Source organism: Kitasatospora sp. NPDC040550, from assembly GCF_055594965.1.
Genome location: NZ_JBVIWC010000009.1, coordinates 206,208 through 229,702 on the forward strand (window position 1 = coordinate 206,208; position 23,495 = coordinate 229,702).

Annotated in this window: 24 protein-coding genes; 5 read left to right on the forward strand and 19 right to left on the reverse strand. The window is 74.5% G+C overall.

From position 1 onward, the window contains the following. Positions 1-29 precede the first annotated feature (29 nt). A complete protein-coding gene (locus ACZ58X_RS16290; protein WP_470334283.1) occupies positions 30-392 on the forward strand; it encodes an ArsR/SmtB family transcription factor in 363 nt (120 codons plus the stop codon). On the opposite strand, the gene ACZ58X_RS16295 is transcribed toward ACZ58X_RS16290, so the two are convergent. After that, complete coding sequence (locus ACZ58X_RS16295; RefSeq protein WP_470334284.1) at positions 382-1,554, reverse strand: aminotransferase class V-fold PLP-dependent enzyme; 1,173 nt, start codon at positions 1,552-1,554, stop codon at positions 382-384. The genes ACZ58X_RS16290 and ACZ58X_RS16295 overlap by 11 nt on opposite strands. Positions 1,555-1,740: 186 nt before the next feature. Between ACZ58X_RS16295 and ACZ58X_RS16300 the strand changes: the two genes are divergently transcribed. After that, positions 1,741-2,118 carry a YrdB family protein gene (locus tag ACZ58X_RS16300; protein ID WP_470334285.1) on the forward strand — a complete coding sequence of 126 codons (378 nt, stop codon included), beginning with the start codon at positions 1,741-1,743 and terminating at the stop codon, positions 2,116-2,118. Positions 2,119-2,299: 181 nt separating this feature from the next. Here ACZ58X_RS16300 and ACZ58X_RS16305 read toward each other — a convergent pair whose 3' ends face one another. The 5 genes from ACZ58X_RS16305 to ACZ58X_RS16325 are packed head-to-tail and all read right to left on the reverse strand — an operon-like array spanning position 2,300 to position 8,027. Then, positions 2,300-3,280 carry an ABC transporter ATP-binding protein gene (locus ACZ58X_RS16305; protein WP_470334286.1) on the reverse strand — a complete coding sequence of 327 codons (981 nt, stop codon included), beginning with the start codon at positions 3,278-3,280 and terminating at the stop codon, positions 2,300-2,302. Then, entirely contained in the window at positions 3,280-4,287 is a 1,008-nt protein-coding gene (locus ACZ58X_RS16310) for an ABC transporter ATP-binding protein (RefSeq protein WP_470334287.1), read from the reverse strand. Before ACZ58X_RS16310 ends, ACZ58X_RS16305 begins: the two co-directional genes overlap by 1 nt. Beyond that, complete coding sequence (locus ACZ58X_RS16315) at positions 4,287-5,273, reverse strand: ABC transporter permease (protein ID WP_470334288.1); 987 nt, start codon at positions 5,271-5,273, stop codon at positions 4,287-4,289. Before ACZ58X_RS16315 ends, ACZ58X_RS16310 begins: the two co-directional genes overlap by 1 nt. A gap of 31 nt (positions 5,274-5,304) precedes the next feature. Continuing rightward, positions 5,305-6,270, reverse strand: a complete 966-nt coding sequence (locus ACZ58X_RS16320) for an ABC transporter permease (protein WP_470334289.1) — start codon at positions 6,268-6,270, stop codon at positions 5,305-5,307. A gap of 8 nt (positions 6,271-6,278) precedes the next feature. Beyond that, a complete protein-coding gene (locus ACZ58X_RS16325) occupies positions 6,279-8,027 on the reverse strand; it encodes an ABC transporter substrate-binding protein (RefSeq protein WP_470334290.1) in 1,749 nt (582 codons plus the stop codon). A 174-nt stretch (positions 8,028-8,201) separates the two neighbouring features. Between ACZ58X_RS16325 and ACZ58X_RS16330 the strand changes: the two genes are divergently transcribed. Next, complete coding sequence (locus ACZ58X_RS16330; RefSeq protein WP_470334291.1) at positions 8,202-9,650, forward strand: aminopeptidase P family protein; 1,449 nt, start codon at positions 8,202-8,204, stop codon at positions 9,648-9,650. Here ACZ58X_RS16330 and ACZ58X_RS16335 read toward each other — a convergent pair. From ACZ58X_RS16335 to ACZ58X_RS16350, 4 genes are read right to left on the reverse strand one after another with little or no spacing between them, the layout of a single operon-like run. Next, the gene (locus ACZ58X_RS16335) at positions 9,643-9,780 is read right to left on the reverse strand and encodes a hypothetical protein (RefSeq protein WP_470334292.1); all 138 of its coding nucleotides are present in this window, start codon (positions 9,778-9,780) and stop codon (positions 9,643-9,645) included. The two genes, ACZ58X_RS16330 and ACZ58X_RS16335, sit on opposite strands and share 8 nt — an antisense overlap. Before the next feature lie 57 nt (positions 9,781-9,837). Beyond that, the gene (locus ACZ58X_RS16340) at positions 9,838-10,860 is read right to left on the reverse strand and encodes a nitronate monooxygenase (protein ID WP_470334293.1); all 1,023 of its coding nucleotides are present in this window, start codon (positions 10,858-10,860) and stop codon (positions 9,838-9,840) included. 59 nt (positions 10,861-10,919) lie between these two features. Continuing rightward, positions 10,920-11,546 carry a response regulator transcription factor gene (locus tag ACZ58X_RS16345; protein ID WP_375890835.1) on the reverse strand — a complete coding sequence of 209 codons (627 nt, stop codon included), beginning with the start codon at positions 11,544-11,546 and terminating at the stop codon, positions 10,920-10,922. Beyond that, positions 11,543-12,754: a sensor histidine kinase gene (locus ACZ58X_RS16350; RefSeq protein WP_470334294.1), complete on the reverse strand. Its 1,212-nt coding sequence runs from the start codon at positions 12,752-12,754 to the stop codon at positions 11,543-11,545. Before ACZ58X_RS16350 ends, ACZ58X_RS16345 begins: the two co-directional genes overlap by 4 nt. Before the next feature lie 162 nt (positions 12,755-12,916). On the opposite strand from ACZ58X_RS16350, the gene ACZ58X_RS16355 reads away from it, so the two are divergent. Then, the gene (locus ACZ58X_RS16355; RefSeq protein ID WP_470334295.1) at positions 12,917-13,993 is read left to right on the forward strand and encodes an ABC transporter permease; all 1,077 of its coding nucleotides are present in this window, start codon (positions 12,917-12,919) and stop codon (positions 13,991-13,993) included. Then, positions 13,990-14,670, forward strand: a complete 681-nt coding sequence (locus ACZ58X_RS16360) for an ABC transporter ATP-binding protein (RefSeq protein WP_470334296.1) — start codon at positions 13,990-13,992, stop codon at positions 14,668-14,670. The genes ACZ58X_RS16355 and ACZ58X_RS16360 overlap by 4 nt, the downstream gene beginning before the upstream one ends. 1 nt (position 14,671) lies before the next feature. Here ACZ58X_RS16360 and ACZ58X_RS16365 read toward each other — a convergent pair whose 3' ends face one another. From ACZ58X_RS16365 to ACZ58X_RS16405, 9 genes are all read right to left on the reverse strand, one after another. After that, positions 14,672-15,268: a Uma2 family endonuclease gene (locus ACZ58X_RS16365; protein WP_470334297.1), complete on the reverse strand. Its 597-nt coding sequence runs from the start codon at positions 15,266-15,268 to the stop codon at positions 14,672-14,674. Positions 15,269-15,368: 100 nt separating this feature from the next. Then, positions 15,369-16,079, reverse strand: coding sequence for a GntR family transcriptional regulator (locus ACZ58X_RS16370; RefSeq protein ID WP_402485590.1), 711 nt, complete (start codon positions 16,077-16,079; stop codon positions 15,369-15,371). A 123-nt stretch (positions 16,080-16,202) separates the two neighbouring features. Next, positions 16,203-17,159, reverse strand: coding sequence for an ornithine cyclodeaminase family protein (locus tag ACZ58X_RS16375; RefSeq protein WP_470334298.1), 957 nt, complete (start codon positions 17,157-17,159; stop codon positions 16,203-16,205). Next, positions 17,156-18,187 carry a proline racemase family protein gene (locus ACZ58X_RS16380; RefSeq protein ID WP_470334299.1) on the reverse strand — a complete coding sequence of 344 codons (1,032 nt, stop codon included), beginning with the start codon at positions 18,185-18,187 and terminating at the stop codon, positions 17,156-17,158. Before ACZ58X_RS16380 ends, ACZ58X_RS16375 begins: the two co-directional genes overlap by 4 nt. A gap of 65 nt (positions 18,188-18,252) precedes the next feature. Then, positions 18,253-19,614: an aldehyde dehydrogenase family protein gene (locus ACZ58X_RS16385; RefSeq protein WP_470334300.1), complete on the reverse strand. Its 1,362-nt coding sequence runs from the start codon at positions 19,612-19,614 to the stop codon at positions 18,253-18,255. Positions 19,615-19,651: 37 nt separating this feature from the next. After that, the gene (locus ACZ58X_RS16390) at positions 19,652-20,656 is read right to left on the reverse strand and encodes a proline racemase family protein (RefSeq protein WP_470334301.1); all 1,005 of its coding nucleotides are present in this window, start codon (positions 20,654-20,656) and stop codon (positions 19,652-19,654) included. Between the two features lie 79 nt (positions 20,657-20,735). Next, entirely contained in the window at positions 20,736-21,599 is an 864-nt protein-coding gene (locus ACZ58X_RS16395; protein WP_470334351.1) for a dihydrodipicolinate synthase family protein, read from the reverse strand. Positions 21,600-21,768: 169 nt separating this feature from the next. Next, entirely contained in the window at positions 21,769-23,181 is a 1,413-nt protein-coding gene (locus tag ACZ58X_RS16400; protein WP_470334302.1) for an FAD-dependent oxidoreductase, read from the reverse strand. Further along, positions 23,162-23,482 (reverse strand): (2Fe-2S)-binding protein, encoded by a 321-nt coding sequence (locus ACZ58X_RS16405; protein WP_470334303.1) that lies wholly within the window; start codon positions 23,480-23,482, stop codon positions 23,162-23,164. Before ACZ58X_RS16405 ends, ACZ58X_RS16400 begins: the two co-directional genes overlap by 20 nt. Positions 23,483-23,495 lie beyond the last annotated feature (13 nt).

Consider the following 23,495-nt stretch of genomic DNA (forward strand, 5'->3'; position numbering starts at 1 on the left):
GCCCGCCGACACCAGGGAAGGGGGGCCTCGTGACGGTAGCTCTGTACCAGGCCAAGGCCGAGTTCTTCCGGATGCTCGGCCATCCCGTCCGGATCCGGGTGCTGGAGCTGCTGCAGGCCGGACCGACACCCGTCCGCAGCCTGCTCGCCGAGCTGGAGGTGGAGCCCTCCAGCCTGTCCCAGCAGCTCGCGGTGCTGCGCCGGTCCGGCATCGTCACCGCCACCCGGGACGGCAGCACCGTGGTCTACGCGCTGGCCGGCGGCGACGTCGCCGACCTGCTGCGAGCAGCCCGGCGGATCCTCACCGGGCTGCTCGCCGACCGCGACCTGCTGCTCGCGGAACTGCGGGCGGCCGCCGACCAGGGGCCGGTCGACCCCGCGCCTACTCCTTGAACAGTTCCACCAGCGCGTCCGCGAGCCGCGCGTAGTCCGCCGCCCGGTTGTACAGCTGGGCACTGACCCGCAGCACCGCCCCCTCGGGCCCGGGCCGGACGGCGACCCGGATCCGGTGCCGCCGCCACAGCTCGGCCAGCAGCGCCTGGTACTGCGGCTCGGTGTCGCCGTACCCCGCCGGCAGCCGTACGGTGCGCATCCACACCCCGGGCGTGGCGGGCAGCGCCCGCAGGCCCGCCCGCTCGACCAGCACCCGCTGGCCGTACGCGGCGAGCGCGGCGTTGTGCGCGGCGACCGCCTCGACGCCCAGCTCGCGCAGCAGCTCGAAGCCGGCCGGGGCGGCCAGCCACGGGGTGTAGTCGCAGGTGCCGCGCCACTCGACGTTGGCCGGGAAGCCCCGGTGGTGCTCCCAGGACAGCGCGAGCGGGCGCACCCGGGCGGTCCACTCGGGGCGGACGGACAGCACCCCGGTGGCGCGCGGGGCGAAGGCCCACTTGTGCAGGTTGCCGAACCAGAAGTCGGCGTTCGGGTCGACCGGCTCGGGCAGCATCCCGGGGGCGTGGGCGCCGTCCACCACGGTGGTCACCCCGCGGCCGCGCAGCTCGGCGACCAGGGCCGGGGAGGCCACCGTACGGGCGGTGAGCGAGGTGATCCGGTCCAGGACGGCCACGGTGGTGCGGTCGTCCACGGCGGCGAGCACTGCGGCCCGGACGGCGGCCTCGTCCGGGGCGTCCAGCGGCACCTCGGCCACCACCAGCTCGGCGCCGGTCTCGGCGGCCCTGCGGGCGACGGCCTGGGTGACGGCGCCGTAGCCGTGGTCGGTGACCAGGATCCGGTCGCCGGGGGCGAACGGGATGCTGTCGAGGGCGATCGCGGCCGCCTCGGTGACGTTGGCGACCAGGGCCAGCCGCTCCGGGTCGGTGGCCAGTTCGGCGGCGATCCGCACCCGGGCACCGGCGATCCGGGCCGGCAGGTCGGCGAAGAAGCCGTCCGGGTCCAGCTCGTGCTCGGCCCGCAGCTCCTGCTGCACCCGCTGCACCGGGACCGGCACGGCGCCGAAGGAGCCGTGGTTGAGGTGCGCGGCCTGCGGCGAGACGCTGAACAGGCCCTCGGCGGCGGGCAGCGGGGCCGGGGGCTCGGCGGTGCTCAGGTCGTCGACCACGACGTACTCCCTCTTGTGATGTGTGACATTGCATGCGTCAGGCTACGGCCCGGCCCCTGTTCCGTACACGTCTTCGGGGCGATCCATTGAGTTCCCGCCGGACGGACTGGGAAACTCCGCCTGACCGCCGCCCGGCCGGGCGGTCCGGCGAACGCGGAGAGCGCAGACGAACGGGGAGAGCACGGGATGAGGATCGAAAGACCGGGACCGGTCGGGCAGCGGCAGTGGACCCCGCTGACCATGACCAACGCGGGACTCGCCTTCGGGCTGGAGCTCGCCCTACTGGCCTCGCTCTGCTACTGGGGGTTCAGAACCGGCTCCGGCCTGGCCACCAGGCTGCTGCTGGGCCTCGGCGCACCGGCCCTGGCGGCCGCCTTCTGGGGGCTGTTCCTGGCCGCGGGCGGGCCGAGGTTCCGCCAGCCGCTCGGCGTGGAGATCGCGCTCAAGCTGCTGGCCCTGCTCACCGGGGCGCTCGCGCTGCACGCCAGTGGGCGGACCACCCTGGCGGTGGTCTACGCGGCACTGGTGGTCATCAGCGTGACCGTGGAGTACACCGTGCACTGACCCGGACGGATCGCGTACGGCGCGACCCCGCCGGCCGGGATCGCCGCCGCGGCCTAGGGGCCCGGACCCCGGCTGCCGCTGCCCTCCGAGGAGCGGTGGGAGGCGCAGCCGGGGGTTGGTGCCCGGTCGGACGCGGCCCTCGTGAGGTTCCCCGCCGCGCCCGACCGGGGGCTTCTTCTCGTTACGGCTGCTCGGGGAAGTGGCAGGCCGCCTGGCGCCCACCCGTCCCGACCACCTCCAGCAGCGGCCGTTCCGTCCGGCAGCGCGCCTGCGCCTTGGGGCAGCGCGGGTGGAAGCCGCACCCGGTGGGCGGGTCGGCCGGGCTCGGCGGGTCGCCGAGCAGCACGATCCGCTCCCGGGCCCGCTCCGCCACCGGATCCGGCAGCGGGACGGCGGACAGCAGCGCCCGGGTGTACGGGTGCGCCGGGCTGCCGTACACCTCGGCCTTGTCGCCGATCTCCACGATCCGGCCCAGGTACATCACCGCGACCCGGTCGCAGACCCGCTTGACCACCGAGAGGTCGTGCGCGATGAACACGTACGCCAGGCCCAGCTCCCGCTGCAACTGCTCCATCAGGTTGACCACTTGGGCCTGGACGGAGACGTCCAGCGCGGAGACCGGCTCGTCCGCGATCACCAGCTTCGGCGAGGTGGCCAGCGAGCGGGCGATGCCGATCCGCTGCGCCTGGCCGCCGGAGAACTCGTGCGGGTAGCGGTCGAGGTGCTCGGGGATCAGCCCGACCAGCTCCATCAGTTCGGCCGCCCGGCCGCGCGCCTCCGTGGCACTCGCGCCCTGGACCAGCAGCGGTTCGGAGATGATCCGGGCCACCGTCTGCCGGGGGTTGAGCGAGGAGTACGGGTCCTGGAAGACCATCTGCAGGTGCCGCCGGTGCGGCCGCAGGCGGGCCTGGGACAGTCCGCCGATCTCGGTGCCGTCGAAGGTGACGGTGCCCGAGGTGGGGTCGAGCAGCCGGACGATCATCCGGCCGGTGGTGGACTTGCCGCAGCCGGACTCGCCGACCAGGCCCAGGGTCTCCCCCGCGGCGAGGTCGAAGCTCACCCCGTCCACGGCCCGGACCGGCGCACCGGCCCGGCCGGTGCGGCTGCGCCGCCCGGCGAAGGTCTTCACCAAGTCCCGTACGGACAACAGGGGTTCGGTCATCAGAGGGCCCCTTCCGGCACCAGTGGCAGATGGCAGGCGGCCCGGTGGCCGGCCCCGGGCGGGCCGAACGGGTCGAGCGGCGGGCGCTCGGCCAGGCAGCGGGCGTGCTCCTCGGCGGTCGCCGCGGTGGTGCGGGCGCAGCGCGGGGCGAAGGAGCAGCCGGGGGCGGGGGTGAGCAGCGAGGGCGGGCTGCCGGGAATGGCCCGCAGCGGGGCGTCGTCGGAGTCGTCCAGGCGGGGCAGCGAGTCCAGCAGGCCGCGGGTGTACGGGTGCGCGGGTGCGGCGAACAGCCGTTCCGCCGGGGCCTGTTCGGCCGCCCGTCCGCCGTACATGACCAGCACTTCGTGGGCGACCCGGGCGACCACGCCCAGGTCGTGGGTGATCATCACGACGCCGAGCCCGCGGTCCTGCTGGATCCGGGCGATCAGGTCGAGGATCTGCGCCTGGACGGTGACGTCCAGCGCGGTGGTGGGCTCGTCGGCGATCAGCAGGTCCGGTTCGCAGGCCAGCGCCATGGCGATCATGACGCGCTGGCGCATGCCGCCGGAGAACTGGTGCGGGTACTCGTCGACCCGGCGGGCCGGCTCCGGGATGCCGACCTCGGCGAGCATCTCGACGGCCCGGGCCCGGCCGGCCCGGCGGCCCGCCCGGAAGTGCACCCGGTAGTGCTCGGCGATCTGTTCGCCGACCGTGTAGAAGGGGTGCAGGCTGGACAGCGGGTCCTGGAAGACCATGGCGATCCGCCGGCCACGGACCGCGCCCAGCTCCCGCTCGCCCAGGCCGGTCAGCTCCCGTCCGTCGAGCCGGATCGAGCCGCTGACGGCGGCGCCGCGGTGCAGGCCCATCAGGGCCAGCGAGGTCACGGACTTGCCGCTGCCGGACTCGCCGACCAGGCCGAGGGTGCGCCCGGCCTCGACGGCGAAGGAGATGCCGTCCACGGCCCGGACGGTGCCGCGCGGGGTGTCGAAGGCGACCTTGAGGTCCTCGACCTCCAACAGGCTGGCCATCAGTACCTCACTCTCGGGTCGACGTACGCGTAGAGCAGGTCGACCAGCAGGTTCGCCACGACGATGAAGAAGGCCGCGAGCAGGGTGACGCCGAGGATCACGGGCTGGTCGGAGCGGGCCAGGCCGTCGTAGAACAGCCGGCCGACGCCGGGCAGGCCGAAGATCGACTCGGTGATGACGGCCCCGGCCAGCAGCCCGCCGAGGTCCATCCCGAAGATGGTCAGGATCGGTGTCGTCGCGGAGCGCAGCCCGTGCTTGACGATCACCGTGCGCGGCGGCAGCCCCTTCGCCCGGGCGGTGCGGATGTACGGCTCGGCCATCGCCTCGATCATCGAGGTGCGGCTCTGCCGGGCGTACATGGCCGCGTACAGCAGGGCGAGGGCGGTCCAGGGCAGCAGCAGGTTGGTGGCCCAGTCGAGCGGGCCGTCGGTGAACGCGTGGTACGAGGGGTAGGGCAGCAGCCCGGCCGTGCGGACCACGCCCCAGATCAGCATGATCGAGGTGAAGTAGACCGGCAGCGAGGCCGCCCCGACCGAGAGCACCATCAGGGCCCGGTCGGTGAGGCCGCCCTTGCGCAGCGCCGAGGTGACGCCCGCGCCGAGGCCGAGGAGCAGCCAGAGCACGGCGGCACCGAGGGCCAGCGAGACCGAGACCGGCAGGCGGTCGGCGAGCAGGTCCCGGACCGGCAGCCCGTACTCGTAGGAGTAGCCGAGGCAGGGGAAGCCGCAGTGCACCGCGCTCGGGCCGGTGCCGTAGTCGCGGCCCGCGAAGATGCCGGTCAGGTAGGTGGTGAACTGCTCCCAGACCGGCTTGTCCAGGCCCATCGCGGCCTTGACGTCGGCGAGCCGCTCGGGGCTGCAGGTCTTGCCGCAGGCGGCCGCGGCCGGGTCGTTGGGCAGCAGGTAGAAGATGGTGAAGGTGATGGCGCAGATGGCGAGCAGGATGCCGGCCACGCCGAGCAGGCGGCGGCCGAGGTAGAGGATCACGACCGGCCTCCGCGGGGGTCGGGGTAGTGGATCACGAGCGGGCTCCCCGGGGGTCGAGGATGTCGCGCAGCGCGTCCCCGAGCAGGGTGAAGGCGAGCACGGCGAGGAACAGGAAGGCGGTCGGGATGAGGAAGTAGGTGGGGTCGGTCTCGTACTGGGAGATGCTCTCGGCGATCATCTGCCCCCAGGAGGGGGTGGGCGGGCGGACGCCCACGCCGAGGTAGCTGAGCGCGGCCTCGGTGGCGATCATGCCGGGGATCAGCAGCGTGGTGTACGCGATGACCGGGCCGGAGACGTTCGGCAGGATCTCCCGGGTGAGGATCCGCCAGGAGCGGGCGCCGCCGACCCGGGCGGCCTCGACGTACTCGCGGTGCTTGAGCGAGAGGGTCTGGCCGCGCACCACCCGGGCGATGCCGGGCCAGGTGAACAGGCCGATCACCAGGGTGATCAGCAGGATCCGGTTGACGTCCTTGGCCACCGACATCATCGCGATCATGAAGATCAGCGAGGGGAAGGACATCGTGAGGTCCATCAGCCGGGACAGCACGGCGTCCGTCCGGCCGCCGAAGTAGCCCGCCGTGACACCGGCCAGGGTGCCGGCGACCACGACCACCGCGGTCGCGGTGAACGCGATCAGCAGCGACACCTGGCCGCCGTGCAGCACCCGGGCGAACAGGTCGCGCCCGGTGATCGGCTCCACGCCCAGCCAGTGCCGGGTGCTGATGCCGCCGAAGTCGCCCCTGGGCATGCCGCCCAGGTAGGCGTCCACGGCGCGCTTGTCGAACTCCTCGGGGGACCAGCCGCCGAGCGCGCTCAGCGGGCCGGCCAGGGCGGCCGCCAGGACCAGCACGCCGACCGCGATCAGCCCGAACCGGGCCGTTCCACGGGCCCACAGCTGGTCCAGGACCAGCCGCCACGGCCCGCGCCCGGCCGCCTTCGCGGGGCCCGCCGCCGCCGTGCCCTCCGTCGTCGAGGGGGGTTCAGTGGTGCTGCTCATCGGGCCGCTCACTTGCCCTTGGCCGGGTCCTTGAGGCCCACCACGGCCAGGTCGATCATCCCGGCGTAGCCCGAACTGCCGAACGCCCCGGCCACGTTGGTGCCGACCATGAGCGGACGGCGCTGCCACATCAGCGGGACGGCCGGGGCCTTGCGCATCAGGTCCTCGTCCAGCTGCTGCCAGGCCTTGTTGGCCTCGTTGACGTCCGGCATGGCCGCGATCGCGTCCATCCGGTCCATCGTGGCCTGGTCCCGGAACTGGCTGAGGTTGCCCTGGTTGCCCTTCTCCTTGATGGTGCGTCCGTCGAACTGGAACGGGAGGAAGGTCGCGGCGGAGGGGTAGTCCGGGCACCAGCCGTTGATGGCCAGCTCGGGGGCGTTCTTGGTGTCGCCGAGGGTGTCGGTGAAGGCGGAGGGGTCCACGGTGTTGACGGTCACCTGCACGCCGGCCTTGGCCAGCGACTGCTGAATGGCCTCGGCGCGGGTCTTGTCGCCGAGCGAGACGGTGAGCCCGACCTTGAGGTCGGTCCTGCCCGCGTCCTTGAGCAGGGCCTTGGCCTTCTCCGGGTCGCCGGCGGCCGGGATCTTCAACGGGTCGGCCTTGACCCCGCCGGTCAGCGAGGGCGGGAGGAAGGAGGTCGCCACGTCGGCCATCGCCGGGCCGCCGAACGCGGTCACCTGGGCCTCGCGGTCGACGGCCCACATCATCGCCTCGCGCACCTTCGGGTCGTCGAAGGGCGCCTTGGCGGTGTTCAGGTACAGCATGTCCGTACAGCCGGTCCGCTCGGCCGCCATCCGGGACTTGACGTCCGCCTTGGGCAGCACCTTGGCGACCGACTCGTGCTGCATCCAGGGCATGTTGATGGCATTGCCGTCGGCGCCCTCGCTGGCGATGATCCGGTCGTCCGCCTGGCCGCCCTTGATGCCCTCGGTGACCACGATCCGGTCCGGGTAGGCCTTGCGGACGGTGTCGGTGGCCTGGTCCCAGTCGGTGTTGCGGACCAGCACCAGCTGCTTGCCCCGGTCGTAGCTCTCGATCTTGTACGGGCCGGAGGAGAACGGCCGGGAGTCGTACTGGGTGCCCTTCTCCTGGGACTGCGGCACCGGGGCGAAGGTCGGCAGGGTGACGGTGTCCGAGAACTCGGCGACCGGGCGCTTGAGGTGGAAGACGATGGTCTTCTCGTCGGGGGTCTCGATGCTCGCCAGGTGCTCGCCGGTGAGCGGGCCCTTGTAGTTCTCTCCGCCGGCCAGGTACTGGATCGCGTAGTCCGGCCCGCCGGTGAGGTCAGGGGAGAAGGAGCGCTCGACGTTGTACTTGATGTCGGCGGACCTGATCGGGCTGCCGTCCTCGTACTTGAGGCCGTCCTTGAGGGTGAAGGTCCAGGTCTTGCCGCCGTCCGAGGACTTGCCCAGGTCGGTGGCGAGGTCCGGGACGATCTCGCTGCCGGCGGCCCCCGGCTCGGCCTTGAAGGTGGTCAGGGTGCGGTAGAGCAGCCGGGTGCCGAAGTCCATGTGCGGGACGGTCCAGTTGCGGGCCGGGTCGAGGTGGGCGAAGTCCTGGTTGGTCAGGACGGTGAGGGTGCCGCCCTTGGCCGGGGTGCCGCCGATGACCGAACCGCTCTCCGCGCCCGGGCCCTTGGTGCTGCTGGGGGCCGCGTCGCCGCCGCTGTCGCTCTTGTCGTTCTTGCAGGCCCCGAGGCCGAGGGTGAGGGTCGCCGCGAGGGCGGCGGCGAGGAGGGCATGGCTGCGCCTGGTCATGTGGCAACTCCGCTGTGGGGGGCCTGCATCGGTCAGCGGGGCCGGCTCTGGCCGCGCCGCTGTGTGACCCGTAACATAGTAATGTGAAATTGCACTGCACAAGAGGTGGCGCCCGCCGTTACCCAGCTGTGTCCCACCAGTCCCAGCTCCCCACCCCCGCCTAGGAGTTCACCGGTGACCCAACCCCAGCCCCGGCTCGCCACCGGCAGCCACGACCTCCCGGTCTCCCCCGCCCTCGACGCCTTCATGGGCACCGCCTGGGCCGCCACCCCGCTCCCCGCCGACCAACGCGTCCCCGGCTACCCCGAGTTCGCCCGCCGCCGCGCCCGGCTCTCCGCCGCCTTCCCCGGCGAACGGCTGATCGTCCCCGCCGGACGCCTCAAGGTCCGCTGCAACGACCTCGACCACCGCTTCCGCCCGCACAGCGCCTACGCCTGGCTCACCGGCCTCACCGGCGAGGACCAGGCCGACCACGTCCTCGTCCTCGAACCGGCCGGCCCCGAGGGCCACGAGCCCGTCCTCCACGTACGGCCCCGATCCCCGCGCAGCGGCGGCGAGTTCTACCGCGACCGGCGCTACGGCGAGTTCTGGGTCGGCCGCCGCCCCGACCTCGACGAGACCACCCGGCTCACCGGACTGCGCACCGAACACCTCGACGACCTCGGCAAGCTGCTCGGCGGACCGCAGCCCCCCACCCGGGTGCTGGCCGGCACCGACGCCCTCGTCGACCAGGCCACCGGCCGCGGCTCCGTCGCCCAGGACGACGAACTCGCCGCCGTGCTCTCCGAGTTGCGCCTGGTCAAGGACACCTGGGAGGTCCAGCAGCTGCAACTCGCCGTCGACCACACCGTCAGCGGCTTCGAGGACGTCGTCCGCGCCCTCCCCGCCGCCCTGCGCCACCACCGCGGCGAACGCTGGATCGAGGGCGTCTTCGACCTGCGCGCCCGCGCCGAGGGCAACGGCCCCAGCTACACCACCATCGCCGCCTCCGGCGCCCACGCCTGCGTCCTGCACTGGATCCGCAACGACGGCGCCCTCGACCCGGACGCCCTGCTGCTGCTCGACGCCGGCGTCGAGACCGACACCCTCTACGCCGCCGACATCACCCGCACCCTCCCGCTCAGCGGCACCTTCACCCCGGTCCAGCGCCAGGCCTACGAACTCGTCCTCGCCGCCCAGAGCGCCGGCATCGCCGCCCTGCGCCCCGGCGCCCGCTTCCGCGACTTCCACCGCGCCGCCATGCGGGTCATCGCCGAAGGCCTCGCCGACTGGGGCGTCCTGCGCGTCCCCGCCGACCAGGCGCTCGCCGACGACAACGGCCTGTACCGCCGCTACACCCTCTGCGGCAGCGGCCACATGCTCGGCCTCGACTACCACGACTGCGCCAAGGCCCGCGCCGACCGCTACGTCGACGGCACCCTGGAAGCGGGCATGGTCCTCACCGTCGAACCCGGCCTCTACCTCCAGCCCGACGACGAGACCCTCCCCCTCGAACTCCGCGGCCTCGGCATCCGCATCGAGGACGACCTCGTCATCACCGAGGACGGCGCCCACCTGATGTCCAGCGGCCTCCCCCGCACCGTCCCGGCCATCGAATCCTGGATGGCCACCCTGCTCAGCTGAGGGCCCGGTCGAGCCGGACGATCAGGCCACCTCGACCGTCCGCTCCCCCCTGTCGGACGGTGACCTCGACCTCGCCCCCGACAGCTGCGGCGCATGCCCGCAGGTTGTCCAGGTTGTCCAGGTTGTCCACCTGCCCGTGCCACCCCTGCGGGCGACAACACGCCATGCCCGGCACGCGCCCGGCGCGCTACCCCCGCGCGCTCCGCCACAACCGCGCCACGAGCTGCTCCGCCGGGCCCGTGGCAGCCAGCCGGTGGGCCGTGCCGGCCCAGAGGTGCATGGCGTCGGTGTCGGCGCGGCGGGTGGCGGCGGCGCGCAGCGGGGCGGTGAGGTGGTGCACCTCGGGGTAGGCGGGCGGGGCGTACGGGCCGTGGCGGTCGATGAAGGCGTTGCGCAGGCCGCGGGCGGGGCGCCCGGTGAAGGCCCGGGTGACCACGGTCTCCGGGAGTTCGGTGAGCGCGGCCCGGTGGGCCGCCGAGGCGCCGGACTCGTCGGAGCGCAGCAGCGCCGTCCCCAGCTGCACCGCCGCCGCCCCGGCCCGCAGCGCCGCCGCGACCGCCGGGCCGTCGCCCAGTCCGCCGGCGGCGATCAGCGGCAGCGGCGTCACCGCCCGTACGGCGGGCAGCAGTTCCAGCAGCGGCCGCTCACCGGGCCGGTCCGTCACCCGGTGGGTGGCGCGGTGTCCGCCGGCCTCCGGGCCCTGCACGCACAGGGCGTCCATGCCGACCTGCTGCGCCGCCCGCGCCTCCGCCGGGGTGGTGACGGTGCCGATCTGCAGCGTCCCGGCCGCGCGCAGCGCCGCCGCCTCCTCGGCCGTGGGCAGTCCGAAGGTGTACGAGACGACCGGCACCGGGTCGGCCACCAGCACGGCCAGTTTGGCCTCCCAGTCGTCCCGGTCCGGCCCGATCTCCTCCGGCAGCGCGACCCCCCAGCGCCCGGCCTCGGGCCGCAGCCGCTCCCGGTAGGCGGCGACGGCCGCCTGGTCCCCGGGCGGGGCCGGCACGAACAGGTTCACCCCGTACGGCCGGTCGCTCGCCTTCCGCACCTCGGCGACCTGCTCGGCCATCGCGGCGGCCGACTTGTAGCCCGCGGCGAGGAACCCCAGCCCGCCGGCCCGGTTCACCGCGGCCACCAGTTCGGGGGTGGAGGCCCCGCCCGCCATCGGGGCGCCGATCACCGGCACGGCGAGGTCATCGAGACGGACGGTCATCGGGGCGGCTCCTCACGCGGCTGCGGGCACGGATCGCCCCCACCCTACGCCCGGCCGGCTCAGCGGATCAGCCCGCGCCCGCGCGCCTCCCGCACCGCCGCGGTGCGCGAGTCCACGCCCAACTTCGTGTAGATGTGCACCAGATGGGACTTCACGGTGGCCTGGCTGAGGTGCAGCCGCTGGCTGACCTGCTGGTTGGTCAGTCCGTCCGCGACCAGCCCGAGCACCTCGGTCTCCCGTGCGCTGAGCGCCGCCGCGGGCGTGCGCATCCGTTCCAGCAGCCGGTCCGCCACGCTGGGCGCCAGGGCGCTGCGGCCCGCCGCCGCGGCCCTAACGGCCTGGGCGAGTTCCTCCGGCGGCGCGTCCTTCAACAGGTAGCCGGTGGCGCCGGCCTCCAGGGCCGGCAGGGTGTCGGCGTCGCTGTCGTAGGTGGTGACCACCAGGACCTTGGGGGCGCCCGCCCGGGCGGTGATCGCGGCGGTGGCCTGGGCCCCGTTCATCGCCGAGCCGGGCCCGAACTGGAGGTCCATCAGCACCACGTCCACGCCCGGGCCGGCCGCCAGCTCGACGGCCCGCTCGGCGGTGGCGGCCTCGGCGACGATGGCGAAGTCCGGTTCGCTCTCCAGCACCGCCCGCAGCCCGGCCCGCACCACCGGGTGGTCGTCGGCGATCAGCAGCCGGATCACGGGCCGGCCTCCGGCGCCGGGGCGACGGGCAGTTGCACGGCCAGTGCCGTGCCCTCCCCGGGCGCCGATTCCACGGTGAAGCTGCCGCCGAGCGCCCGGGCCCGGGCCCGCATGGAGGGCAGGCCGAAGCCGCCGTCCCCGCCGGTGCGGCCGGCCACCGCCGCCGGGTCGAACCCGGCCCCGTCGTCGAACACGTCCAACGCCACCTCGCCCTCCATGTAGCTGAGTGTCACCTCGGCCCGCGAGGCCTTCGCGTGCCGCACGGTGTTGCCGAGCGCCGACTGCGCGATCCGCAGCAGCGCCACCTCCTGCGCGGCGGGCAGCCGCACCTGCTCCCCGGACACGTGCAGGTGGACGGGCAGACCGCTGTGCGCCGTGGTGGTCGCGCACAACCGCTCCAGCGCGACGGACAGCGGGTCGCCGTCCAGCGCGGGCGGGGTGAGCGCGCGGACGAAGCGCCGGGCCTCGTCCAGGTTGTCCTGGGCGGCCTGCCGCGCCTGCTCGACGTACCCGGCGGCGGCCTCGGTGCGCTCGGGCAGCGCCCGCTGGGCCGCGCGCAGCAGCAGTTGGATGGAGCTGAGGCTCTGCGCGAGGGTGTCGTGGATCTCCCGGGCCAGCCGCTCGCGCTCGGCGAGCACGCCGGCCGCGTGGTGGGCGGCGGCGAGGTCGGCGCGGGCGGCGGTCAGCTCGTCGATCAGCCGGCGCCGTTCCTCGCTCTCCCGGTACAGCGCCTGGTAGCCGAGCACGGTGGCGGTGGCGACGGCCGCGCCGAGCAGCGGACCGATGGCGGCGGCCAGGTTGAAGCCGTGCTGGTGGAAGGACCATCCGGCGATCGCCGCCGCGGCCGTCAGGGCGACCGCGACCGGCCCGCTGCGGCGGCCGAGCAGGTGCAGTTCCAGGAAGTACAGCGGGAACGCCAGCCACACCCCGTCCTGGGTGGCGACCAGCACGCCCGCCCAGGTGACGCCGAGCAGGGCCAGCCAGAGCGCCGCGCCCCGGCGGGAGCGGTGCACGGCGGCCAGCCTCGGCCCGACGGCGTACACGGCGGCCATCGCGGAGGCCGCGGCGGCGACGGCGGCCGGGTCCCCGCCCCGGTCGGCGAAGGCGGCCCGGGCGACGGCGAGCGCCAGCAGGCCCGCCACGAGCAGGTGCAGGCAGAGCCGGAGGACGAGGGCGACGGGAGTGGTTCTGGATCGTTCGGTCGCCATCCCTCCAGCCTAGGTTCCGGCCCGGCGCCCGGCATCAATCAAAAGGTTGAACTCCGCTTCTGCCCTTTGATGCCCAGGATGCAATCCCCGGCGCGATGCCCGCGGGCCCCCTGCTCGGCGACCGTGGTGGCATCGCTCGTTCCGTCCGCAGAAAGGCCCACCGTGTTCGTCGCCTGGAGGGATCTGGGGTTCGCCAAGGGGCGGTTCGCCCTGATGGGAACCGTCATCGTGCTGATCACCGTACTGGTCGGCATGCTGTCCGGGCTGACCGCCGGACTCGGCCGGCAGAACATCTCCGCGATCAGCGGCCTGCCCGCCGACCACCTGGTCTTCGGCAAGCCCGCCGACGGGCAGGAGCTCAACTTCACCGACTCCCAGGTCACCCCCGACCAGTGGCGGGCCTGGGCGCGCGAGCCCGGCGTCACCTCCGCCCAGCCGCTCGGCATCACCACCACCAAGGCCGCCGCCGGACAGCGCACCGCCGCGCTCTCCGCCTTCGGCGTCCCGGACGGCTCCGACCTGGCCCCGCAGGGCGGCCTGATCGCCCCGGGCACGGCGGTGCTCTCCCGGACCGCCGCCGAGAAGCTCGGCGACCTCACCCCCGGCGCCGCCTTCACCCTCGCCGGGCACCCCTTGCGGGTGGCCGCCGTCGACGGCGACGCCGCCTACAGCCACACCCCGGTGATCTGGACCAGCCTCACCGACTGGCAGCAGTTCGCCCCCGGTGGCGCCGGCCACGCCACCGTCATCGCCCTCCACACCGCCGCGGGAGCGGACCTGGCCGCCGCCGACACCCACCACGGCACCGTGACCCGCACCCGGGACGACGCCCTCGCCGCGATCGGCTCGTACACCTCCGAGAACGGCTCCCTCCAGCTGATGCGCGGCTTCCTGTTCGCCATCTCCGCCCTGGTCATCGGCGCCTTCTTCACCGTCTGGACGATCCAGCGCAGCGGCGACGTCGCCGTGCTCAAGGCCCTCGGCGCCTCCACCCGCTACCTGCTGCGCGACGCCCTCGGCCAGGCGGTGCTGCTGCTGGTGCTCGGTACGGCCGTCGGCACCGCGATCGCCCTCGGCGCCGGCGCGCTGATCGGCTCCGCCGTGCCGTTCGTCCTGGACGCCCCGACCCTGCTGCTGCCCGCCGTCGTGATGATCGCCCTCGGCGCGGTCGGCGCGGCCCTGTCCATCCGGCGGATCACCTCCGTCGACCCGCTGACCGCCCTGGGGAGTGCCCGATGAGTCTGGACCTCGACCACATCACCTTGACCTACCCGGACGGCGACGGCCGGCTCACCGCCCTGGACGACGTCTCGCTGACCGTCCCCAAGGGCACCCTCACGGCCGTCGTCGGCCCCTCCGGCTCCGGCAAGTCCAGCCTGCTGGCGGTGGCCGCCACCCTGATCGCCCCGGACTCCGGCCGGGTCGTCGTCGACGGCACGGACACGGCGGGCCTCGGCCGCGCCGAACTCACCGCCCTGCGCCGCACCCGGATCGGCATCGTCTTCCAACAGGCCAACCTGCTGCCCTCGTTGACGGCCGCCGAACAGCTCCAGGTGATGGCCCACCTCGACGGCCGCTCCCCCCGCAGCGCGCTCCCCCGCGCGCTGGAACTCCTGGACGCCGTCGGCCTGCGCGACCAGGCCGCCCGCCGCCCGCACCAGCTCTCCGGCGGACAGCGCCAGCGGGTGAACATCGCCCGCGCCCTGATGAACGACCCCACGGTGCTGCTGGTCGACGAACCCACCAGCGCCCTCGACCACGAACGCGGCGCCGCCGTCCTGGAGTTGATCACCGAGCTCACCCACCGCCGGGCGACCGCCACCGTCCTGGTCACCCACGACCGCACCCACCTGACCGCCGTCGACCAGGTCGCCGAGGTCCACGACGGCCGCCTGACGGTCCCGGTCGTCGCCTGAGCTACTTCTTGGCGCCGAGCACGTCGTCCACCGAGAGCGTCACCGACGCCCCGATCGACTCCGGCAGGGTGAACGACTGCCCGGAGTGGTGGACGGCGTGCACCCGGTACTCGCCGTCCTTGGGGTCGGTCAACACCATCACCCGCTGGTTCGTCCGGTCCACGATGACGTAGACCGGCACCCCGGCCGAGGCGTAAGCGGCCGGCTTCTTCTTCAAGTCATTGCCGAGGTTCGAGGACGTCACCTCCAGCACGAGCCGAAAGATCGCAGGATCGTAGGCGCCGTAGTCCAGGATCCGGTCATCGCAATCCGCGTCGGTGATCGCCAGATCCGGCTGCGCGTAGTCGAACGGTCCGTCAGGCAGCCAAATGCCGATGCCCTGCCACACCTCGGTCTCGCCGCCGTCGAGCCCTGCTCGGTTGAACGCGCGATCGAAGCGCCTCACCGATCGATCATGCGACATGTTCGGGGTAGGCGTCACGGTGATTTCGCTCTCGATGATCTCGACCCGGTAGCCGGGGAGCTGCTCGGAGATCAGCTCGGCGGCTTCGAGCAGCGTCATCTGCTCGAAGGGCTCCTCCACTGCTGCGGCGGACATGGAGTTCCTCCTGACTGCCGATGTCGAGAGCATCATCGTAGGACGCGAGCGCCTCCCGGCACCCGCTTCCCATCTTTCACCCGAACAGGTGGTTTGGCCCCTACCGAGCCCGGAGCCGCAGGCCCGGGCGCTCCGTCTCGGCCTCCTCGCCCTGGCCCGCCCAGAGCGAGCGGACGTGGCTGAGGTGGCGCGTCATGCAGGCCTCGGCCGCCTCGGCGTCGCCGCTCAGCATCAGGTCCAGCAGCTCGACGTGCTCCTCCGCCGAGGAGACCAGCTGCCCCTGCTCGTCCAGCCGCGTCAGCCCGTACAGCCGGGAGCGCTTGCGCAGGTCGCCGACCACCTCGACCAGCCGGGCATTGCCGGCCAGTCCGAGCAGGTCGAGGTGGAACTGCCGGTCCGCCTCCAGGTAGCCGATCAGGTCGTGCTTGCGCGCCGCCGCGACGATCGCCTCGGCCTCGGGGCGCAGCCGCTCCAGCTGCTCCTTGGTGGCGGTGCGGGTGACCAGGCCGACGGTGGGGACCTCGATCAGGGCGCGGATGCCGGTGTAGTCGTCGAGGTCGCGCTCGGTGAGTTCGGTGACCCGGAAGCCCTTGTTGCGGACGGCCTCGACGAGGCCCTCCCGGGCGAGGTCGAGCATGGCCTCGCGGACGGGGGTCGCGGAGACGCCGAAGTCGGCGGCGAGGGCGGGGGCGGAGTAGACGACGCCGGGGCGCAGTTCGCCGGAGATCAGGGCCGCCCGGAGCGCGTGGGCGACCTGGTCGCGGAGCCGCTCCTGCACGGAGATCAGGGTGCGGGACTTGAGCTCGGCCATGGTGTTCCTCCGGTGGGTGCAGAACACCAGCGTACAATGTCACGTTACGTACAGCGTGCAACAAGCCGGGAATCCGAACAGCCTGTCACGGTCGACGACACACCGGCAAGGAGGCCGCAGCCTCTACGGGGACTGAGGCGACGACGCCCCGGCTCGGTACACCTCCGCCGCCACCGCCAGGTCCTCCCAGGCCATCCCGACGCTCTTGAAGAACCGCGGCCGCCCCTCCGGCAGCAGTGCGTCGCCGCGCACCAGCTCGGCCAGGTTCCACACCTGCCGCCGACCGAGCGCGCCCGCCAGCAGCAGGTCCCCGGCCTCCCGGGCCGCGACGGCCCGCGCCTCCACGTACAGTTCGGCCCGCCCGACCAGGACCTCGTCCACCTCCCGGGCGTCCGGTTCGTGCGAGCCGACCGCCGCGACGGCCGCGTGGGCGGGCACCAGCGCACCGTCGAACAACGGTGTCCGCGCGGTCGTGCAGCAGACCACCACGTCCGCCCGACCGACCGCCTCCGGCCCGCCCACCGCGGCGGTCAGGCCGAGCGCCCGCCCGTACTCGGCCAGCGCGGCCGCCCGTCCGGCGTGCCGCGCCACCACGGTGAGCCGCCGCAGCGGTCGCACGGTGAGCAGCGCGTCCAGGTGCCCGTAGGCCTGCGGCCCGGAGCCGAACACCACCACGTGTTCGGCCTCCGGGACCGCGAGCCGCGCCAGCGCCGCCGCCGTCACGGCGGGCGTGCGCAGGGCGGTGAGGGCCGCGCCGTCCAGCAGCGCCAGCGTCTGGAGCGTCGGCCCGTCCAGCAGCAGGTAGCTGCCGGTGATCCGGGGCAGCCCGCGCGCGGGGTTGGCCGGCGCCACCCCGGCGATCTTCACCCCGGCGTACGGCCCGGCGGCCGCGGGCATCAGCAGCAGCTCACCGGCGGGCACCGGTACGGCCGACCGGGCGGGCGCCGCCTCCGGGTCGAGCCCGTCCAGCAGCGCCCGCTCGATCGCCCGCACCGCCCCGGCGGGCCCGATCCCGCCGGTGCCCGGCACGGCGTACTGGAGCGGCTCAGCCCCCGCGCCGGGCAGTACATCGGGGGTCACAGCGCGAACCCCGTTCCGAGCGTGTCCGCCGGCTCGAGCACGAACAGGTGCTCCCCGGTCCGGACCGCCGTCCCGCCGACCTCGGTGACCACGCCCGCCCCCAGCGGGTCCCCGCCGTCCAGCACCCGCCCGGTGAACACCGTGCCGATGACGGACTCGTGCCGCAGCTCCTCGCCCGGTGCGATCCGCCCTTCGGCGGCGAGCACCGCGAGGCGCGCGGAGGTGCCGGAGCCGCAGGGCGAGCGGTCGATCTGCCCGTCCGCGAACACCACGACGTTCCGCTGGTTCAACACCCCGTCGTCCGAGGGAAGTTCGTCGTACAGCACGACCCCGTACACCCCGGACAGCCGCGGGTCGGTCGGGTGCTCGACCGCGTCCGAGCCGGCCAGCAGTGCCCTGATCTCCCGCCCCACGGCGACGAGTTCGGGCAGCAGCCCGGGCTCGACGGCGAGCCCGAGGGCGGCCGCCGGTACCGAGGCGTAGCACGCCCCGGAGTGCGCCACGGCGACCTCGACCGTCCCCCGCGAGGTCTCGACCGGCAGCTGCAAGGCGCTGACCCGGCTCGGCACGTTGCGGAAGGCGACCCCGGTGGTGCGCCCGCCGCTGCGCCGCACCAGGGCGGTGACCCGCCCGGAGGGGACGTCGATCCGCACCCGGGCCACGCCGTCCGCGGGGGCCGGGACCAGCCCGGAGTCCACGGCCCAGGCGCCGAGCGCGATGGTGCCGTGTCCGCAGGCGGTCGAGTAGCCGTCCTTGTGCCAGAACAGCACGCCCAGGTGGGCCTCGTCGTCGTCCGGCGGCACCAGGAACCCGCCGTACATCCCGGCGTGCCCGCGCGGCTCGCGGACCAGCAGCTGCCGGACCTCCTCCAGTGCGCTCGGCCGGGGCGCGGTCGCGCTGCCGCCCGCGCCGATCGCGATGGCCCGCCGCTCGGCGACGCTGTCGCCGGGGATCGGGGGCACACCGTCCAGCACGATCCGGAACGGCTCGCCGGCCGTGTGGTAGTCGACCGTACTGACACACAGCACCGGCCCCGGCCCCGCACCGGACCCCGCGCCCGCAGCAGCCCCCGCGCCCCGCGCCACCCCCGGCATCACAGCCCCCCGCCCGGCAGCACGCTGATCGTCCGGCCGACCGTGTAGAACTCCAGCGCCGCCCGCCCCTGTTCGCGCTCCCCGTGGGCCGCGCCCTTGGTCCCCCCGAACGGCAGGTGGAAGTCGACGCCGCTGGACGGGGCGTTGACCCGGATCATGCCCGCGTCCAGCCGGTCGGCGACGGCCAGCGCCGCGTCCAGGCCTCGGGTGTGCACCGAGGTGGCCAGGCTGTGCGGGGTGTCGTTGGCGAGCGCGACGGCCGCGTCCAGGTCGGCCGCCGCGTGCAGCACCGCGACCGGTCCGAAGAACTCCTCGCGCGCCAGCGGGTGTTGCGGGGGGACGTCGGCGAGCAGGGTCGGCTCGACGTACCAGCCGGCCCGGTCGGGCGCCCGCCCGCCGACCAGCACGCTCGCCCCGTCGGCGACGGCCGACTCGACCGCCGTCACCAGCCGCTCCCGCGCGTCGGCGCCGATCACCGGCCCGCAGACCGTGTCGTCCACCGCCGCCAGCGCCTTGACCAGGGCCTCGCGCAGCGGCTCGTACGCCGCGCCGACCGCGATCACCCGGCTGGTGGCCGTGCACTTCTGCCCGGCGTACCCGGCGATCGCGGCCGCGATGTGCCCGGCGGCCAGCTCCACGTCCGCGTCCGGCAGCACCAACGCCGCGTTCAGGCCGCCGAGTTCGGCCTGTACCGGCACCCCGCGCCCGGTGGCGGCCTGGACCACGGCCCGGCCGACCCCGGTGGAGCCGGTGAACGAGACCACGTCCGCCGCCCCGACCAGCGCCGCACCCTCCTCCGCCCCGCCGGGCAGCACCGCGAGCACGTCCGGGGGCAGCACGGCCGCGGCCAGCTCGGCCAGCCGCAGCGCGCACGCCGTCGCCTCCGGCGCGGGCTTGAGCACCGCGGTGTTGCCGACCGCCAGCGCCGGTGCGGCCTTCCAACTCGGGATCGCCAGCGGGAAGTTCCACGGCGCGATCAGCCCGGCCACCCCGTGCGGCCGGCGCCGGGTGAGCAGCAGCCCCGGCCCGGCGGCGGTCTCGTGCACCGCGCCGGACGGCTCGTACGGCGCCTGGGCGTAGTAGCGCCAGATCGCCGCCGTCCGGGCGACCTCCCCCCGTGCCTCGGCGAGCGGCTTGCCGACCTCGCGCACGATCAGCGCGGCGAGTTCCTCGGCGTGCGCCTCGACCGCCTCGGCGATCCGGCCCAGCGCGGCCGAGCGGGCGCCGGCGCCGGCCGCCAGCCAGCCGGCCTGTGCGGTCCGGGCCCGCCCGACGGCGGCCCGCACGGCCTCGGCGCCGGGTGCCTCGACGGCGACCACCAGGTCGGTCGGGTCGGCGGGGTTGTACGAGGTGATGGTCACAACTAGCAGCCCTTCGGAGCGCGTTCGGGAGAGAGCGTCAGAGCAGGAAGCCCGCCGGGAACGGGTCGTCCGGGTCGAGGAAGTACTGGGCGGTGCCGGTGATCCAGGCCCGCCCGGTCACGGTGGGCACCACGGCCGGCCGCCCGGCCACCTCGGTCTCCTCGACCAGCCGTCCGGTGAAGGTGGTCCCGATGAAGGAGTCGTTGCGGAAGTCCCGCCCCAGCGGGAGTTCGCCGCGCGCGTGGAGCTGCGCCATCCGGGCCGAGGTGCCGGTGCCGCAGGGCGAACGGTCGAACCAGCCGGGGTGGATGGCCATCGCGTGCCGGGAGTGCTCGGCGGTGGAGCCGGGGGCGAGCAGCTGGACGTGGTGGCAGCTGTGGATGGTGGGGTCCTCCGGGTGCACCGGCCGGTCGGGGCTCGCGTTGATCGCGTCCATCAGGGCCAGGCCGGCGTCCAGGATGTCCTGCTTGCGCTCGCGCTCGAACGGCAGCCCGAACTCGGCGAGCGGCAGGATGGCGTAGAAGTTGCCCCCGTAGGCGAGGTCGTAGCCGATGGTGCCGTGGCCGGGCACCTCGATCTTGCGGTCCAGCGCGACGGAGTAGGAGGCGACGTTGCGGATGGTGACGGCCTTGGCGGCGCCGCCCTCGACCCGCACCTCGGCGACCACCAGCCCGGCGGGGGTGTCCAGCCGGACCGTGGTGACCGGCTCGACCACCGGCACCATCCCGGTCTCGACCAGCACGGTGGCGACGCCGATGGTGCCGTGCCCGCACATCGGCAGCAGCCCGGAGACCTCGATGTAGAGCACCCCGAAGTCGGCGTCCGGCCGGGTCGGCGGCTGGAGGATCGCGCCGCTCATCGCGGCGTGCCCGCGCGGCTCGTACATCAGCAGGGTGCGGAAGTGGTCCAGGTGCTGCTGGAAGTGCACCCGGCGTTCGGCCATGGTGGCGCCGGGGATGACGCCGAAGCCCCCGGTGATCACCCGGGTCGGCATGCCCTCGGTGTGCGAGTCGACGGCGTGGAACACGTGACGGCTGCGCATTCCGCACAACTCCTCTGACGAAGTGGTTGGTTGAGGCCGGCTGCCCGCACAGCCGGCCGAACGACGTGTGCTGCCGGTACTACGCGAGACCCTCCGCGAGGGCCTTCTCGGTGGCCGCGCGCACGGCCGCCTCGATCTCCGGCTCCAGTGGCAGCCGCGGTGCCCGGACCGGCCCGCCGGGGCGTCCGGCGATGTCCATGGACAGCTTGATGGCCTGGACGAACTCGGTCTTGGAGTCCCAACGCAGCAGCGAGTGCAGCGACTTGTAGAGCGGCAGCGCGGTCTCCAGGTCGTGCCCGACGGCCGCGCGGTACAGCGCCACGGACGCCTCGGGCAGCGCGTTCGGGTACCCGGCGATCCAGCCGACGGCCCCGGCCAGCGCCAGCTCCAGCAGCACGTCGTCGGCACCGATCAGCAGGTCCAGCCCGGGCGCCAGCTCGGCGATCTCGTAGGCCCGGCGGACGTCCCCGCTGAACTCCTTGACCGCCACGATCGAGCCCTCGCCGTGCAGTTGGGCGAGCAGCGCGGGCACCAGGTCGACCTTGGTGTCGATCGGGTTGTTGTACGCGACGACGGGCAGCCCGGCCCGGGCGACCTCCGCGTAGTGCGCCCGCACCGAGGCGTGGTCGGCCCGGTAGGCGTTGGGCGGCAGCAGCAGCACGGAGCCGGCGCCGGCCTCGGCGGCCTGCTCGGCCCAGCGGCGGGACTCGGCACTGCCGTAGGCGGCGACCCCGGGCATGACGCGGGCGCCGTCGCCGGCCGCCTCGACCGCGACCTCGACGATCCGGGTGCGCTCCTCGGCGGTGAGCGTCTGGTACTCGCCCAGCGAGCCGTTGGGGACGACGCCGTCGCAGCCGGACTCGATCAGCCAGCGGACGTGCTCGGCGTAGGCGTCGTAGTCGACGGAGAGGTCCGGGCGCAGCGGGATCGTGGTGGCGACCATGATGCCGCGCCAGGGGCGGGTGGTGTCGTGTGGGGTGATGGACACGTTGGGCTCCTTGGTGAGGTGTGACATTTTATAAACAGTGACAGGCCGGAGACAAGGGTCCCCGCCCGAGACGTTCCGACGGATCGGGCCCGGCCTGATCCACAGGACCCGGCCGAGACCCGCCCTACTCCCCCGGTCCGGCCGCCAGCTGCGAGAGCGGCACCGGGCAGGCCATCGGCCGCCGGTCCGCCCCCGGCTCCGCCGCGCCGGACAGACAGGCCACGGCCGGACCGCACATCCGCCCCTGACACCAGCCCATCCCCGCCCGGGTGAGCAGCTTGACGGTCCGGGGATCGCCCGCGCCCAGCTCCTCCACCGCTTCCTCGATCCGCGCGACCGGGACCTCCTCGCACCGGCACACGTCGGTGTCCGGCCGCAGCCACCCGGTCCAGCCGGGCCCGGGCCGGTGGGCCGCCGCCATCAGCCCGGCGAACTCGCGCAGCCGGGCCCGGCGGCCCAGCAGCGCCCGCCCGGGCAGCACCCCGGCGACCGCGTGCGCGGCCAGCTCCCCCTCGGCGAGCGCGAGGTCCGCGCCGCCGACGCCGTTGGTCTCCCCCGCGGACCAAAGGCCCGGGACGGAGGTGCGCAGCCGGGCGTCGACCCGCAGCGCGACCGCGCCGTCCGGCCCGGTGCGGGTGTCCGCGCCGAGTTCGGTGGCCAGGTCGATCTGCGGCAGCAGCCCGTGGCCGACGGCGAGCGCGTCGCAGGCGATCCGCCGCTCGGTGCCGGGCAGCGGCCGCCAGTCGGCGTCCAGCCGGGCCACGGTGACGGCGGTGACCCGGTCCGTCCCGTGCGCCTCCACCACCGCGCTGCGCGGCCGCAGCCGTACCCGGTGCCGCAGCAGCGCGCCGCCGTGCCCGGCGCCCTCGACGAGCTTGGCGGGGACGGCCGCCAGCACGCCGGGGCGCCGGGCGTACCCGAGGTAGCCGCTCGCCTCGACCACCGCCGGGACCTCCGCCCCGGCGGCGACCAGCGAGGAGGCCGCAGCGAGCAGCAGCGGTCCGCTGCCGGCCACCACGATCCGCCGGCCGGGCAGCACCAGCCCGGCCTTGAGCATGGCCTGGGCGCCGCCGGCGGTGACCACCCCGGGCAGCGTCCAGCCGGGGAAGGGCAGTTGGCGCTCGTACGCGCCGGTGGCGAGCAGCACCGCCCCGGCCCGGAGGGTGGCCCGGTCGGCGGCCTGCGGGCCACGGGTGACGTGCAGGGCGAAGCCGTCGGCGGTCCGCTCCAGCGCCCACACCTGGTGCCCGCCGCGGAAGTCGGCCCGCGGGTGGGCTTCGAGCCGTGCGGCCAGCCCGGCGTACACCGGCCAGCGGTGGTGCAGGCGGTCCGGGCGGCGCGCGCCCAGCCCGGGCGCCGGGTGCCGGTAGTACTGCCCGCCGGGCCGGTCCGCGCCGTCCAGCAGGACGCAGCGCAGCCCGAGGTCGGCGGCGGTGACGGCGGCGGCCAGCCCGGCGGGCCCGGCCCCCACCACGGCGAGGTCGAAGGATCCGACGGCCTCCGGGGGCCGGGTCGGCTCAGACGGCGAGATCGGCACGGCCGTGGCCCTCCTGGCTGGTGACGACGGTGCCGGGCTCGGCGGGCAGCAGGCACAGCCGCTGGTTGGCGCGGCCGTCCACGGTGGCCAGGCAGTCGAAGCAGGCGCCGATCCCGCAGAACGCCCCGCGCGGACGGCCGCCGGTCCGGGTGGTGCGCCAGGCGAGCACTCCGTCGGCCCAGAGCGCGGCGGCGATCGACTGCCCGGGCAGGGCGCGGACGGATCGCCCGTCGAACTCGATCCGGTGCCCGGGCCCGGGGTCGGCCCCGACCAGCCCGGCAGGGGTTCGGCGACGCGTCACCGGCTTCTCCATT